General features: G+C 62.9%; 12 protein-coding genes and 2 tRNA genes. 8 read left to right on the forward strand and 6 right to left on the reverse strand.

Annotation, left to right across the window (positions count from 1 at the left end; translation table 11 throughout):
- Positions 1-27: 27 nt before the first annotated feature.
- A tRNA-Leu gene (locus AACY13_RS02300) sits at positions 28-114 on the reverse strand.
- Between the two features lie 84 nt (positions 115-198).
- Positions 199-285 (reverse strand) — tRNA-Leu (locus AACY13_RS02305).
- Between the two features lie 206 nt (positions 286-491).
- Here AACY13_RS02305 and rnr point away from each other — a divergent pair.
- The 7 genes from rnr (at position 492) to dnaB (ending at position 7,742) form a co-directional block, all read left to right on the forward strand.
- On the forward strand, positions 492-3,005 hold the full coding sequence (gene rnr, locus AACY13_RS02310) for a ribonuclease R (protein WP_339459009.1): 2,514 nt from the start codon (positions 492-494) through the stop codon (positions 3,003-3,005).
- Positions 3,002-3,754, forward strand: a complete 753-nt coding sequence (gene rlmB / locus AACY13_RS02315; protein WP_339459010.1) for a 23S rRNA (guanosine(2251)-2'-O)-methyltransferase RlmB — start codon at positions 3,002-3,004, stop codon at positions 3,752-3,754. The genes rnr and rlmB overlap by 4 nt, the downstream gene beginning before the upstream one ends.
- A gap of 253 nt (positions 3,755-4,007) precedes the next feature.
- Positions 4,008-4,430 (forward strand): 30S ribosomal protein S6, encoded by a 423-nt coding sequence (gene rpsF, locus AACY13_RS02320; RefSeq protein ID WP_069519638.1) that lies wholly within the window; start codon positions 4,008-4,010, stop codon positions 4,428-4,430.
- Positions 4,431-4,458: 28 nt separating this feature from the next.
- Complete coding sequence (gene rpsR / locus AACY13_RS02325; protein ID WP_069519637.1) at positions 4,459-4,689, forward strand: 30S ribosomal protein S18; 231 nt, start codon at positions 4,459-4,461, stop codon at positions 4,687-4,689.
- 36 nt (positions 4,690-4,725) lie between these two features.
- Positions 4,726-5,619, forward strand: a complete 894-nt coding sequence (locus AACY13_RS02330; RefSeq protein ID WP_339459013.1) for a hypothetical protein — start codon at positions 4,726-4,728, stop codon at positions 5,617-5,619.
- Positions 5,620-5,640: 21 nt separating this feature from the next.
- Positions 5,641-6,087: a 50S ribosomal protein L9 gene (gene rplI, locus AACY13_RS02335; protein ID WP_339459015.1), complete on the forward strand. Its 447-nt coding sequence runs from the start codon at positions 5,641-5,643 to the stop codon at positions 6,085-6,087.
- Between the two features lie 260 nt (positions 6,088-6,347).
- A complete protein-coding gene (gene dnaB, locus AACY13_RS02340; RefSeq protein ID WP_339459017.1) occupies positions 6,348-7,742 on the forward strand; it encodes a replicative DNA helicase in 1,395 nt (464 codons plus the stop codon).
- 33 nt (positions 7,743-7,775) lie between these two features.
- Here dnaB and AACY13_RS02345 read toward each other — a convergent pair whose 3' ends face one another.
- Positions 7,776-8,477, reverse strand: a complete 702-nt coding sequence (locus AACY13_RS02345) for a helix-turn-helix transcriptional regulator (protein WP_339459018.1) — start codon at positions 8,475-8,477, stop codon at positions 7,776-7,778.
- Between the two features lie 62 nt (positions 8,478-8,539).
- Entirely contained in the window at positions 8,540-8,905 is a 366-nt protein-coding gene (locus AACY13_RS02350; RefSeq protein WP_311089423.1) for a VOC family protein, read from the reverse strand.
- Between the two features lie 250 nt (positions 8,906-9,155).
- Here AACY13_RS02350 and alr point away from each other — a divergent pair, with 250 nt between their 5' ends.
- Complete coding sequence (gene alr / locus AACY13_RS02355; protein WP_339459019.1) at positions 9,156-10,232, forward strand: alanine racemase; 1,077 nt, start codon at positions 9,156-9,158, stop codon at positions 10,230-10,232.
- Between the two features lie 16 nt (positions 10,233-10,248).
- On the opposite strand, the gene AACY13_RS02360 is transcribed toward alr, so the two are convergent.
- Positions 10,249-12,153, reverse strand: coding sequence for a diguanylate cyclase (locus AACY13_RS02360; protein ID WP_339459021.1), 1,905 nt, complete (start codon positions 12,151-12,153; stop codon positions 10,249-10,251).
- 123 nt (positions 12,154-12,276) lie between these two features.
- Positions 12,277-14,184 (reverse strand): diguanylate cyclase, encoded by a 1,908-nt coding sequence (locus AACY13_RS02365; RefSeq protein WP_339459022.1) that lies wholly within the window; start codon positions 14,182-14,184, stop codon positions 12,277-12,279.
- Between the last annotated feature and the right edge of the window lie 167 nt (positions 14,185-14,351).

Genomic DNA, 14,351 nt, shown 5'->3' on the forward strand with positions numbered 1-14,351 from the left:
CCGAGCGCTTGGCTCGGTTTTTTGAATTGGTGCCCAGGAGAAGACTCGAACTTCCACGACCGTAAGGTCACCAGCACCTGAAGCTGGCGTGTCTACCAATTTCACCACCTGGGCATTGCAGCAAGCTTCGTCGTTGCCGACACGGAGCGTTGCGTCCGTTTATTGCAGGAACCCAGTCATTGACTCGATTCTTGAATTTGGTGCCCAGGAGAAGACTCGAACTTCCACGATCTTGCGATCACTGATACCTGAAACCAGCGCGTCTACCAATTCCGCCACCTGGGCACTGAAACGATGATTACTCATCAGTTCCGTGTTACAACGTCTGTTCGACGCTGTGGGCGCGAACTATACGGGCGACCTTTTACCTTGTAAAGCCCTGCGGTCGAAAAAAATATTGTCGCTGGAAAAGCTGACCGAGAAGCCTTTTTCGCGCTTCAATAGGCATATGACTCACCTATATATACATAAGCAAAGGTAGCCCCTACTCAATGGCCGATTGGCAATCCCTCGATCCCGAGGCCGCACGTGAAGCGGAAAAATACGAAAACCCTATTCCAAGTCGTGAGCTGATCCTGCAGCACCTGGACGAACGTGGCTCCCCTGCCGCCCGCGAAGAACTGGCTCAGGAGTTCGGTCTCAGCACGGATGAGCAGCTGGAGGCTTTGCGCCGCCGCCTGCGGGCCATGGAGCGTGACGGTCAGCTGATCTATACCCGGCGCGGCACCTATGCCCCGGTGGACAAGCTCGATCTGATCCTCGGGCGGGTCAGCGGCCATCGCGATGGCTTCGGCTTCCTGATTCCCGATGACGGCACTGACGACCTGTTCCTCAGCCCGGCACAGATGCGCCTGGTGTTCGATGGCGACCGCGCCCTGGCCCGTGTCACCGGGCTCGACCGTCGCGGTCGGCGCGAGGGTGGTGTGGTCGAGGTGATTTCCCGCGCCCATGAATCCATCGTCGGCCGCTACTACGAAGAAAGCGGCATCGGCTTCGTGGTCGCCGACAACCCGAAGATCCAGCAGGAGGTGCTGGTCACGCCCGGGCGTAATGCCGGGGCCAAGCAGGGTCAGTTCGTCGAGGTGAAAATCACCCATTGGCCGACGCCGCGTTTCCAGCCCCAGGGCGATGTGGTCGAGGTGGTCGGCAACTACATGGCCCCCGGCATGGAAATCGATGTTGCCCTGCGCAGCTACGACATTCCCCATGTCTGGCCCGAGGCGGTGATCAAGGAGGCGCGCAAGCTCAAGCCGGAAGTCGAAGAGAAGGACAAGGAGAAACGCGTCGATCTGCGCCACCTGCCGTTCGTCACCATCGATGGCGAAGACGCCCGCGACTTCGACGATGCGGTGTACTGCGAGAAGAACGGCAGCAACTGGCGGCTGTTCTCCGGCGGCTGGAAACTCTATGTGGCCATCGCCGACGTCTCCCACTACGTCAAGGTCGACTCGGCGCTGGATGCCGAGGCCCAGGTGCGCGGCAACTCGGTGTATTTCCCCGAGCGGGTGATCCCGATGCTGCCGGAGGAGTTGTCCAACGGCCTGTGTTCGCTCAATCCCCAGGTCGATCGTCTGGCCATGGTCTGCGAGATCAGCATCTCCAAGACCGGCAAGATGACCGACTACCAGTTCTATGAAGCGGTGATTCACTCCCATGCGCGCCTGACCTACAACAAGGTCAGTGCCATGCTCGAAGATCCCAAGGGCGGCGAGGGCAAGGCCCTGCGCAGTGAGTACAAGCAGGTGCTGCCGCACCTCAAGCAGCTCTACTCGCTGTATCAGGTGCTGCTGGCGGCGCGTCACGAACGCGGTGCCATCGACTTCGAGACTCAGGAAACCCGCATCATCTTCGGCACCGGGCGCAAGATCGCGGAGATCCGTCCGACCCAGCGCAACGATGCGCACAAGCTGATCGAGGAGTGCATGCTGGCCGCCAACGTGGCCACCGCGGCCTTTATGCAGAAGCATGAGATCCCGGCGCTGTACCGCGTGCATGACGGTCCGCCGCCCGAGCGGGTGGAGAAGCTCAAGGCCTTCCTCACCGAGCTGGGCCTGTCCCTGCATCGCGGCAAGTCCAAGGACGGCCCTAGCCCTAAGGATTATCAGCTGCTGCTGGAAAGCATCCGCGAACGTCCGGACTATCATCTGATCCAGACCGTGATGCTGCGCTCGTTGAGCCAGGCGGTGTACAGCGCCGACAATCAGGGCCACTTCGGCCTGAATTACGAAGCGTACGCCCACTTCACCTCGCCGATTCGTCGCTACCCGGATCTGTTGATCCACAGGGCGATTCGCAGCGTGATCCGCTCCAAGCAGGACACCCCGCACGTCAAGCGCGCCGGTGCGCAGAGCATGCCCAAGGCACGCATCTACCCCTACGACGAGCCGGCCCTCGAGCAGCTCGGCGAGCAGTGCTCGATGTCCGAGCGGCGCGCCGATGAGGCCACCCGCGATGTGGTGAACTGGCTCAAGTGCGAGTTTATGAAGGACCGCGTCGGCGAAACCTTCCCTGGGGTGATTACCGCGGTGACCGGTTTTGGTCTGTTCGTCGAGTTGAAGGACATCTACGTCGAAGGCCTGGTGCATGTCACCGCGCTGCCGGGCGACTACTACCACTTCGACCCGGTGCACCATCGCCTGGCCGGTGAGCGCAGCGGGCGCAGCTTCCGTCTGGGCGACAGTGTCGAGGTCAAGGTCATGCGCGTCGATCTGGACGAGCGCAAGATCGACTTCGAGCTGGCCGAAGGCAAGGCGCTCGCGCCGGCAGGCCCGCGGCGTGGCGGCTTCGAGTCGGCGGGCAAGACGGGGCGACGCAGTGAGCGTGCAGCCGGTAATACCGATGTGGCCAAGAGTCGTGAAGTGAAAAAGGCTCTGCTGTCCGAATCCAAGGGCAAGGGCAGCAAGGCACGCACCGGTAAGGCCGATGCGGCCAAGCCCGCTGCCAAGGCCGGCAGTCATCGCAAGGGTGGCGCGGGTGCCGCGCGCAAGCCTAAGGCGAAATCATGAGTCAGCTGGAGAAGATCTACGGCGTGCATGCTGTGGAAGCCCTGTTGCGTCACCACCCGAAGCGGGTCAAGCAGGTCTGGCTGGCCGAGGGGCGTAACGATCCGCGGGTACAGGTTCTGCTGGGTCTGGCGGCAGAGGCCCGGGTAAGCGTCGGCCAGTGCGAGCGGCGCGAGATGGACGCCTGGGTCGAGGGTGTACACCAGGGTGTGGTGGCGGATGTCAGTCCCAGTCAGGTGTGGGGCGAGGCCATGCTCGAGGAGTTACTCGATCGCGCCGAAGGCCCGCCGCTGTTGCTGGTGCTCGATGGCGTCACCGATCCGCACAACCTCGGTGCCTGTCTGCGCACCGCCGATGCCGCCGGTGCCCTGGCGGTGATCGTGCCGAAGGACAAGTCGGCCACCCTTAACGCCACGGTGCGCAAGGTGGCCTGCGGTGCCGCCGAAGTGATCCCGCTGGTGGCCGTGACCAACCTGGCGCGCAGCCTGGAGAAGCTCCAGCAGCGCGGCCTGTGGGTGGTCGGTACCGCCGGCGAGGCGGAAATGGAGCTGTACGATCACGACCTGACCGGGCCGACCGTGCTGATCATGGGTGCCGAAGGCAAGGGCATGCGCCGGTTGACCCGCGAGCACTGCGATTATCTGGTCAAGCTGCCGATGGCCGGCAGCGTCAGCAGCCTCAACGTCTCGGTGGCCACTGGGGTCTGTCTGTTCGAGGCATTGCGTCAGCGCAAGGCTGGCGGCAAGAAGTAGCTGTGTGGCGGGTGCCCAAGGGTGCCCGCCGCTGTTGTTCCCTGAGTAGCGTCTTTCCTTTCCGGGCCTTTGCTGCGGATTGCTCAAATAATCACCAGTTCGTCTTGCTTGTGCCTGGGGGCTTCACTAGAATGTCGCCCCTTGCCGCTCCGGCAGGCGCTTTTGCGCCCTTCTGATCGAGCAAGACAAACAGTGTCATTCACTCCTTGCCTGACCGCATTTGGCGGCAGGCTACAACCCGTAAGGAGCATTTATGCGTCATTACGAAATCATCTTTCTGGTTCACCCGGACCAGAGCGAGCAAGTCGGCGGCATGGTTGAGCGTTACACCAAGCTGATCGAAGAAGACGGCGGCAAGATTCACCGCCTGGAAGACTGGGGCCGTCGTCAGCTGGCCTATGCAATCAACAATGTTCACAAGGCTCACTACGTGATGCTGAACGTTGAGTGCACCGGCAAGGCCCTGGCCGAGCTGGAAGACAACTTCCGTTACAACGATGCCGTGATCCGTAACCTGGTCATCCGTCGCGACGAAGCCGTTACCGATCAGTCCGAGATGCTTAAGGCTGAGGAAAATCGTAGCGAGCGCCGCGAGCGTCGTGATCGTCCTGAAAGCGCCGACTCCGCCGATGGCGATGACAGCGACAACAGCGACAGCGATAACGCTGACGAGTAATCCACGGATCTATTGAGGAGCCAATCTCATGGCACGTTTCTTCCGTCGTCGTAAATTCTGCCGTTTCACCGCAGAAGAAGTGAAAGAGATCGATTTCAAGGATCTCAACACGCTGAAGGCCTACATCTCGGAAACCGGCAAAATCGTTCCTAGCCGTATTACCGGTACCAAGGCTCGTTATCAGCGTCAGCTGGCTACCGCTATCAAGCGCGCCCGCTTCCTGGCCCTGCTGCCTTACACCGACAGCCACGGCCGCTGAGACCAGATGTTCGACAAGAAGTAAGGGATAGATCGCATGCGCGCCTTGGCTGAATTCATTATGCGCGGCCGTATGCAGGCCACCCTGGTGGTGGTCGTTTCTGCGGCATTGCCGCTGTTGTTCTGGTTAAGTGCTGCCGCCGGATGCCTGGTGCTCCTGCGGCGCGGTTTGAGTGATGCCCTGGGCATCCTCGTCTGGGCCCTGCTGCCGGCCATAGGCTGGTGGTACTTTGGTGAGCCGCGCACCCTGTTGGTGTTGCTCGGTGCGCTGGGGTTGGCGTTGGTGTTGCGCGCCAACCCGTCCTGGAATCGCGTACTGCTATGCAGTGTGGCATTGGGCCTGGTGTACGGGTTGGTCTTGGGTGCGGTGTTCCGCGAACCCATCGAGGCAATGGCGCTTGAGCTGCAGAAGCTGATGCCGCAAATGCTCGATGGGGTTCACCAGCAGATGTCGGTGGACGAGCGAGCGCGCCTGGATAGCCTGATTGCACCGGTGCTGACCGGTTTGATAGCGGCGTTGTTGCAGATAGTCAGCCTGCTGAGCCTGATGCTTGGGCGTTTCTGGCAGGCGCAGTTGTATAACCCGGGTGGTTTCGGGCGCGAGTTTCGCGCGTTGCGACTGCCGATACCGCTGGCGATGTTGCTGCTGGGGTGCATGCTGTTGGGGCCCAATCTGGGGCCGCAGATGGCCATGCTGACCCCGCTGAGCAGCGTGCCGCTGGTGTTCGCCGGCATCGCCCTGTTGCATGGGCTGGTGGCGCAAGGTCGGCTAGGCAAGTTCTGGCTGGTCGGGTTGTACATCACGCTGCTGCTGTTTATGCAGCTGACTTATCCGTTACTGGTGGTTTTGGCCATTGTCGACAGTCTGTTTGATTTTCGTGGTCGCTTCGAGCGCAAGCAAGGCTCGGGCCCCACGGACGGTGAAGGTTAAAAGTTAAGAGGTTATTACCAAATGGAACTGATCCTGCTGGAAAAAATCGCCAACCTGGGCAACCTGGGCGATAAAGTGAACGTTAAGGCCGGTTACGGCCGTAACTTCCTGCTGCCGCAAGGCAAAGCCACTGCCGCTACCCCGGCCAACGTTGCGGCTTTCGAAGCCCGCCGCGCCGAGCTGGAGAAGCTGGCTGCCGAGAAGAAGGCTTACGCCGAATCCCGCGCTGCCCAGCTGGCTGAACTGGAAGTCACCATCACCGCTACCGCGGGCGATGAGGGCAAACTGTTCGGTTCTATCGGTACTCACGACATCGCTGAAGCCCTGACCGCCTCCGGCGTTGAAGTGGCCAAGGCTGAAGTGCGTCTGCCGAACGGCACCATTCGTCAAATCGGCGAATACGACGTGGCCGTGCACCTGCACAGCGACGTTGAAGCAACCGTACGGGTTGTCGTAGTAGCAGCCTAATCGGCCAGCCGGCAGGCTGGGTGACAACGTAGCGAGCGAAGGTTAGACAAGGCGAAATCGGGCGAAAAAGCGCAGTTTACGTGTTGTAAATGAGCATTTTGAGCCTGATTTCAACGCGGTATAACCGAGCGCAGCAGATGTCACTCAGTCTGCCAAGCGGGCTTGCACTTAGGTGCAAGCCCGCTAACAATCAGGCACGACATTGCGCAAGCGATGTCGTGCCTTTTGTTTTATGAACACAGAATTCTGCCCAGAGCCTTATGAACGACATCAGCCTGCCCGAACAGTACGACCTGCAAACCTCCGCCCTGAAGGTGCCGCCGCACTCGATCGAGGCCGAGCAAGCCGTACTGGGCGGTTTGATGCTCGACAACAATGCCTGGGAGCGGGTGCTCGATGCGGTGTCCGATGGCGACTTCTATCGGCATGACCACCGCCTGATCTTCCGCGCGATCTTCAAGCTGGCCGAGCGTAACCACCCCTTCGACGTGGTCACCGTGTCCGAGCAGCTGGATCAGGAAGGGCAGCTGTCGCAGGTCGGCGGCCTGGCCTACCTCGGCGAGCTGGCGAAGAACATTCCCTCGGTGGCCAACATCAAGGCCTATGCGCAGATCATTCGCGAGCGCGCCACGTTGCGCCAGTTGATCGGCATCAGCGGCGAGATCGCCGACAGCGCCTATATGCCGCAAGGCCGAACCGGAGCCGAGATTCTCGACGAGGCCGAGCGGCTGATCTTCCAGATCGCCGAGGCGCGGCCGAAGACCGGCGGCCCGGTGGGGATCAACGATATTCTGGTCAAGGCCATTGACCGCATCGACACCCTGTTCAATGCCGGTGATGCGATCACCGGTCTGTCCACCGGCTTTACCGATCTGGACGGATTGACCAGCGGTCTGCAGCCAGCGGATCTGATCATCGTCGCCGGCCGACCGTCCATGGGTAAGACCACCTTCGCCATGAACCTGGTGGAAAACGCCCTGATGCGCAGCGACAAGGTGGTGATGGTGTACTCCCTGGAGATGCCGTCGGATTCCATCGTCATGCGTATGCTGGCCTCGCTCGGGCGTATCGACCAGACCAAGGTGCGCGCCGGTCGCCTGGACGACGACGATTGGCCGCGCCTGACCAGCGCGGTCAACCTGCTCAACGACCGCAAGCTGTTTATCGACGATACCGCCGGTATCTCGCCCTCGGAGATGCGCGCACGGACTCGCCGCCTGGCCCGCGAACACGGCGAGATCGGCCTGATCATGGTCGACTACCTGCAGCTGATGCAGATTCCCGGCTCCAGCGGCGACAGCCGAGTCAACGAGATTTCCGAAATCTCCCGCTCGCTCAAGGCCCTGGCCAAGGAATTCAACTGCCCGGTGATCGCCCTGTCGCAGCTCAATCGCGGCCTGGAACAGCGGCCGAACAAGCGCCCGATCAACTCCGACTTGCGTGAATCCGGTGCGATCGAGCAGGACGCCGACATCATCATGTTCGTCTACCGTGACGAGGTGTATCACCCCGAGACCGAGTACAAGGGCGTGGCCGAAATCATCATCGGTAAGCAGCGTAACGGCCCGCTGGGTACCGCGCGGCTGGCGTTTCTCGGCAAGTTCTCGCGCTTCGAGAACCTGGCACCGGGTAGTTACCAGTTCGACGATGAGTGATCGATCCTGCTCTAGATCATGCCCTTCAGGCGTTTAGCTCTTGTACAGCGGTGCGATGGCGTGCTCGCCTAGATAGGGTTTGAGGTAATCCTCCAGGCGCTGGCCCACCACCGCTTCAAAGGTCTCCGCGCGGTCCTGCAGTTGCTCGACGCGGTCGATGCGGAAGTTGCGAAAGTCGTTGCGCAGCTCGCACCAGCTGCACAGCGTCCAGGTTTGCCCCCAGAAAAACAGCCCCAGCGGCCAGACGCAGCGCTGGCTGGTTTCGCCGCGTTCATCGCGGTAGCTGATTCGCAGTTTGTGGCGCTGGCGTATGGCCTGGCGCAGCTGGCCGAGCCAGTGCACGGGATACGGATTGGTTTCGGGAGCAAACAGCTGGTTGCGATTGAGCTCGTCGCGCAGCTCGTTGGGCAACACGCCGTGGATCTTCGCCAGTGCCGATTCGGCGGCCCGCTGTAGTTGTGGGTCGGCCCAGGCCTTGACCATGCGCGCGCCCACCAGCAAGGCCTCTATCTCCTCGCGCTCGAACATCAGGGGCGGCAAATCCATCGGTTGGCGCAGCACGTAACCGACGCCGGCTTCACCTTCCAGGGGGACTCCGGACAGGGAGAGGTCCTGGATATCGCGATAAATAGTGCGCACCGATACCTGCAGGCGCTCGGCCAGCCACTGGGCGGTGGTCAGGCGACGGCTGCGCAGAAACTGCACGATTTGAAACAGACGGTCGGCGCGCCTCATGTTGCCTCGGTGCTCTTGCTCGGGATTACCGGGCGCGCTGACGCACGCCCGGAATGCTGGGTTCAGGACATGCTGTGCAGGCCCACTTCATTACCTTCGCTGTCTTTTATCACAGCGATAAAGCCATGCGGTGCGATGGACATCTTGCTCTGGATGATGACGCCGCCGGCAGAGGGTACCCGGTTGACCACGGCGTCCAATTGGCCCTCGACGTTCAGGTAGATGCGGGTACCGCCAATGCCACTCTGTTGCTCGGCCGACTCGCTCAGGCAGCCACCGACACCACTTTCCTGGGCATGGGGGAACAGGGCCATGCGTCCGCCCATGCCTTCCATTACCTCCAGCGGCGTTGCCAGGGCGCGCTCATAGAAGCCGCGGGCACGCTCGAAGTTGCTGACAAATAGTTCGAACCAGTTGATCGCATTCATGTTCTCTCATCCTTGATGATTGTGGGCGACAGGCAGCGGCAGTATCTGACGGCGCGTTCTAGCCTGTGGAGCCCACTCTAGAGGAGTGCTACTGACAGCTTATTGTCAGTAGCCTTTGCTTCGGTGCAATTAAATGTCAGTCGCTAACCGCGGTGCCGCAGGTATGTGGCATGTGCTGAGCGACCTGGCGCTTGCAGCCCAAGAGCTGAGGGTTAAGATGCTCGGCTTTAGCCTGCCGTGGAGCCCTGTCATGCGTCCTCTTGTTGCCACTATCGACCTGTCAGCCATCGTCCATAATTATGCGGTGGCCAAGCGCTGTGCGCCGGGGCGGCAGGCATTCGCGGTGGTCAAGGCGAATGCCTATGGGCACGGCGTGCGCGAGGTGGTGACGGCCCTGCACGATGTCGCCGACGGCTTTGCCGTGGCCAGCCTGGAGGAAGCTGCGGAGGTGCGCGCGCTGCACGGTGAGGCGCGGATTCTGTTGCTCGAGGGCTGCTTCGAGGCGGACGAGTACCAGTTCGCCGCGCAACTGGGCCTGGATGTGCTGCTGCACAGCGAGCAGCAGGCGCAGCAGCTGCTCGCCGCCAGCCTGACGCGGCCGCTGAATCTGTGGCTGAAGCTGGACAGCGGCATGCACCGCCTGGGTTTCAGCGCCGCGGCGGTGCGTGAGTGGCACGGGCGTTTGCAGGGCATGGCGCAGGTGGCCGAGCTCAATCTGCTCAGTCACTTCGCCTGTGCCGACGAGCGCGGCAGCGAAACGACCGAGCTGCAGCTCGAGCAGTTTCTCGATCTGCTGGACCTGGATTTCGCCCAGCGTTCCCTGGCCAACTCGGCGGCGATCCTGACCATTCCCGCTGCTCATATGGATTGGCTGCGCCCGGGCATCATGCTCTACGGCGCGACGCCCTGTGTCGATCTGGGCTCGGCCGAACTGGGCCTGCAGCCGGCCATGAGCCTGACGGCGCAGCTGCTCGCCTGTCGCGATGTGCCCGCGGGTGAGGCGGTTGGCTATGGCGGCACCTGGCGCGCCGAGCGCGCCTCGCGGATCGGCACGGTCAGCTGTGGTTATGCCGATGGCTACCCGCGCCATGCGCCGAGCGGCACGCCGGTGCTGGTCGGCGGGCGGCGCGTGCCACTGGTCGGGCGGGTCTCGATGGATATGCTGACGGTCGATCTGACGGATTTGCCCGATGCCGCTGTGGGCGATGCGGTCGAGCTGTGGGGCGCACAGCTACCGGTGGATGAGGTGGCGCAGGCCGCGGGTACCATCGGTTACGAGCTGCTGAGCAAGGTGACCTCCCGGGTGCGCCGGCGTTATCGCAACTGAGCGGCCTCGTGGCCGGTTAGCTCAGTCCGCTGGGGACATTCAGCACATCCAGGTGCAGGCGTGCGCTGCTGCTCAGCTCGCCGTCTTCACCGCACACCGCCGAGCCTGAGCGGCCGCGGCCCTTGACCTTGTAGAGCATCTCGTCGGCGGCCTTGTACAGGCTGGTGAAGGTGTGGGCATGCTGCGGGTAGAGCGCCACACCGATGCTGATGGTCACGGTCAGGCGTTCGGCCCCGTAGCTGACCGGCTGCGCCAGCTCGGCGAGCAGCCGGCGGGCGATATCGCGGGCATGTTCCTCGGCATCCGCGCCGCAGATCAGCACGGCGAATTCGTCGCCGCCCAGGCGTGCCACGGCGTCGCCTGCGCGCACATGGTCGCGCAGGCGCTGGGCAATGGCCCGGAGCATCTGGTCGCCGGCGTCGTGGCCATACCTGTCGTTGATCGGCTTGAAGTGGTCGAGGTCGATCAGCAGCAGGGCGACCGTCTGGTTATGGCGCTTGGCGTTGGCCAGGGCGGCTTCGCAGCGCTCGACCAGGTAGCGGCGGTTGGGCAGCTCGGTCAGCGGGTCGTGGAAGGCGGCATGCTGCAGTTCGTGTTCACGCTGACGCAGGCGTTCGTTGGTGGCGGCCAGCTCGGCGGTGCGCAGCTCAACCGAGCGCTGCAGGTCGGCGGCACTGGCCTGGGCCAGGGCCAGGCGTGCGGTTTTCTCGCGGTCGGCCTGGAGGATGGCCTCGGCCTTCTCCTGTTTGAGCATCTGGATGCGGTAGGCCAGGGCGAAGGAGAACAGGATCGCTTCGGCCGCCACGGCAAGTGGGAACAGGTAGGCGGTGGACTCGCCCGGCTGCACCACGCCGGCGGCGCGCAGCACCAGAATCACGAAGCTCAGCAGCACGCTGCCATAACCCAGCAGGTAGAACAGCGCCGGGGTAAAGCCCTGTTTCCAGCGGATGGCGGCGCTGAGCAGCAGGGTGGGCACGGTAATGATCGGAATCAGGCCGATCAGCATCCCCGTTTCACTGCGATAGCCGGCCAGGTTGACGGCCAGGGCCAGCAGGTAGAGCGCGATGCAGCCATTGAGGAGGTGATGGGCGATGCGCAGTGTGGTGCGGGTGGAGAGCAGTTCCTGGGCAAAACGCAGGATGCCGAGGCTGACCAGGATGGGCAGGGTGATGCGATCCAGCCAGACCGGTACCGGCCCGTCGGGCCACAGGTACTGGAAGCCATGGCCGCTCATGCTGGCGATAAACACCAGCGAGGCCGCCATGGTCAGCACGTACCAGAGGTAGGCACGGTCGCGCAGGGCCAGCAGGATAAACAGGTTGTACAGCAGCAGGGCGAGGATCACCCCGTAGATCAGGCCGAGCACCAGATGTTCGCGCTTGGCCAGTTGTTCGAGGTCGTGCAGCTGCCAGATCCGCAGCGGGAAGGAGTTGCCGGCCGGGTCATAGGTGCGCAGGTAAATGGTTTGTGGTTGCTCGCTCAGCGGCGGCAGGCGGAACACCGCGCGGCGGTAATCGTGGTCGCGGCCTTCGGCAAAGCCGACGCGCTCGCCGGCCTGGCGTGTTTGCCAACGACCTTGGTTGTCGGGCAGAAACAGTTGCAGGTCGAGCAGGGTGACCGAGCCGACTTCCAGCCACCACTGCGCGGGCGCGTCGCTGGCGCGTTGCAGGCTGAGCCTGATCCACCAGGGGTTGCTGCTCTGGCCGACACTGGTCCGCCCGGCGGCCGGTTGAAAGCGGCTTTGCACGGCGGGGTCGGTCATGTCGGCAATACTCAGCTGGCCGCCGACATCTTCCAGCAGTTCGATCTGGCCATTGAGCCCGCTGCCGCTGCTGGGTGCGCTCAGCAGCACCGGGCTGGCGCAGGCCAGGCCGCTAAACAGGCTCAGCAGCAGGAGGATTGCTAGGGTTCGGCGCTGCACTGCGGACTTCCCGATGTCGAGTGGCGTTTGGCGCGAGTATAGGCACAGCGGCGCGATCGTTCACCGAAGTTGCCTGCTGCTCGTGGGTTTGGCGATAAATGGATGCTGCCGGCCTTTGAGCAATCAGCCCAACCCGCTGGGCACATTCAGCACGTCCAGTTGCAGGCGGGCGCTGCTGCTCAGTTCGCCGTCTTCGCCGCACACCGCCGAGCCGGAACGGCCGCGGGCCTTGACCTTGTAGAGCATCTCGTCGCCGGCCTTGTACAGGCTGGTGAAGTTGTGGGCATGTTGCGGATAGAGCGCGACCCCGATGCTGATGGTCACGGTCAGGCGTTCGGCCCCGTAGCTGACCGGTTGCGCCAGTTCGGCGAGCAGCCGGCTGGCGATATCGCGGGCATGCTCCTCGGCATCCGCGCCGCAGATCAGCACGGCGAATTCGTCGCCGCCCAGGCGTGCCACGGTATCGCCTGCGCGTACATGCTCGCGCAGGCGCTGGGCGATGGCCTGAAGCATCTGGTCGCCGGCGTCGTGGCCATGCTGGTCGTTGATCGGCTTGAAGTGATCGAGGTCGATCAGCAGCAGGGCGACCGCCTGGTTGTGGCGTTTGGCGTCGGCCAGGGCGGCTTCGCAGCGCTCGACCAGGTAGCGGCGGTTGGGCAGCTCGGTCAGCGGGTCGTGGAAGGCGGCGTGTTGCAACTCGCGTTCGCGCTCGCGCAGGCGTTCGTTGGTGGCTGCCAGCTCGGCGGTGCGCAACGCCACCGAGTGCTGCAGTTCGGCGGCATTGGCCTGGGCCTGGGCCAGGCGTGCGGTTTTTTCCCGGTCGACCTGTTGCAGGGCCTGGGCCTTCTCCTGTTTGAGCATCTGGATGCGGTAGGCCAGGGCGAAGGAGAACAGAATGGTTTCGGCGGCCACCGAGAGTGGGAACAGGTAGGCGGTGAAGTTGCTCGGTTCGATCAGGCCGGCTGCGCGCATCACCAGCACGATGGTGCTGCTCAGCACTGCGCCGTAACCGAGCAGGTAGAAGCGCGCCGGGAAGAAACCCTGATAACAGCGCACGCCGGCGCTGAACAGCGCGGTGGGCACGGTGACGACCGGGGTCAGGGCGATCATCAGGGCCCCCTCGGCGCGGTAGCCGAAGGCGTTGATCAGGATGGCGATGACATACAGCACGCAGCCGGCATTCAGCAGGCGATGCGGCCAGATCAGGCCGCGCTTGGTGTAGAGCAGCTCCTGGGTGAAGCGCATGACGAAGATGCCCCAGAGCGAGGGCAGGGTGATGCGGTCCAGCCAGAAGGGTACGGCGCTGTCGGGCCACAGGTACTGGAAGCCATGGCCGGTCATGCTGAGGATAAACACCAGCACGCAGGCGGTGGCCAGCACGTACCAGAGGTAGGCCTTGTCGCGCAGGGCGATCAGGATAAACAGGTTGTACAGCAGCAGGGCCAGAATCACCCCGTAGATCAGGCCGAAGCCGATATTTTCGTTGCTGGCCAGTTGTTCGAGGTCCGAAAGCTGCCAGATTTTCAGGGGGAAGGAGTTGCCGGCGGGGTCGAGGCTGCGGAAATACAGGGTAAGGGGCTCTTCGCCCAGTTCCGGCAGCTTGAACAGCATGCGCCGGTAGGGATAGTCGCGGCCCTCGGCATAGGGCACCGCGGTGCCGGTTGCGCGCTCGTGCCAGCCGCCCTGGCCATCGGGCAGGTAGAGGTGCAGGCTGAAGATGGTGATGCCGGCGTTTTCCAGCCACCACTGGCTGGGTGCGCCGGCAGCGCGCTGCAGGCTGACCTTGACCCACCAGGGGTTGCGGCTCTGGCCGACGGTGGCGCGTCCGGCGGCGGGCTGGAAGCGGCTCTGCACCGCCGGATCGGCCATGTCGGTAATGCTCAGCTGGCCGCCGGCATCTTCCAGAAGCTCGATATCCTGGCTCAGCAGCATGCCGCTGCTCGCGGGTGTCAGCAGTATGGTGGCGCAGGCCTGACCTGCGGCGCAGGCCAGGCTCAGGAGCAGCAGGAGGGATAAGGCGAGTCGCGGCACCCTTGACTCCTAAAGTCGATGGTACTTCTGGGTGAATATAAGCACAGGCGAGCGGAGGATCACAAACAAACTGGCAGATGGCTATCGGCGCGCTAAACCTAGCGCTCTAGTCGGGTTTGGTTAAAATTTGTGCTATATTTCGCGCCCGCGATTTTTCGTTCCTGTAG

Source organism: Pseudomonas sp. EA_105y_Pfl2_R69, from assembly GCF_963970915.1.
Classification (GTDB): Bacteria; Pseudomonadota; Gammaproteobacteria; order Pseudomonadales; family Pseudomonadaceae; genus Aquipseudomonas.

Coding starts and splice junctions, on each gene's coding strand:
- rnr (WP_339459009.1), top strand. CDS start 492: ATGGCCGATTGGCAATCCCTCGATCCCGAGGCCGCACGTGAAGCGGAA.
- rlmB (WP_339459010.1), top strand. CDS start 3,002: ATGAGTCAGCTGGAGAAGATCTACGGCGTGCATGCTGTGGAAGCCCTG.
- rpsF (WP_069519638.1), top strand. CDS start 4,008: ATGCGTCATTACGAAATCATCTTTCTGGTTCACCCGGACCAGAGCGAG.
- rpsR (WP_069519637.1), top strand. CDS start 4,459: ATGGCACGTTTCTTCCGTCGTCGTAAATTCTGCCGTTTCACCGCAGAA.
- AACY13_RS02330 (WP_339459013.1), top strand. CDS start 4,726: ATGCGCGCCTTGGCTGAATTCATTATGCGCGGCCGTATGCAGGCCACC.
- rplI (WP_339459015.1), top strand. CDS start 5,641: ATGGAACTGATCCTGCTGGAAAAAATCGCCAACCTGGGCAACCTGGGC.
- dnaB (WP_339459017.1), top strand. CDS start 6,348: ATGAACGACATCAGCCTGCCCGAACAGTACGACCTGCAAACCTCCGCC.
- AACY13_RS02345 (WP_339459018.1), bottom strand. CDS start 8,477: ATGAGGCGCGCCGACCGTCTGTTTCAAATCGTGCAGTTTCTGCGCAGC.
- AACY13_RS02350 (WP_311089423.1), bottom strand. CDS start 8,905: ATGAATGCGATCAACTGGTTCGAACTATTTGTCAGCAACTTCGAGCGT.
- alr (WP_339459019.1), top strand. CDS start 9,156: ATGCGTCCTCTTGTTGCCACTATCGACCTGTCAGCCATCGTCCATAAT.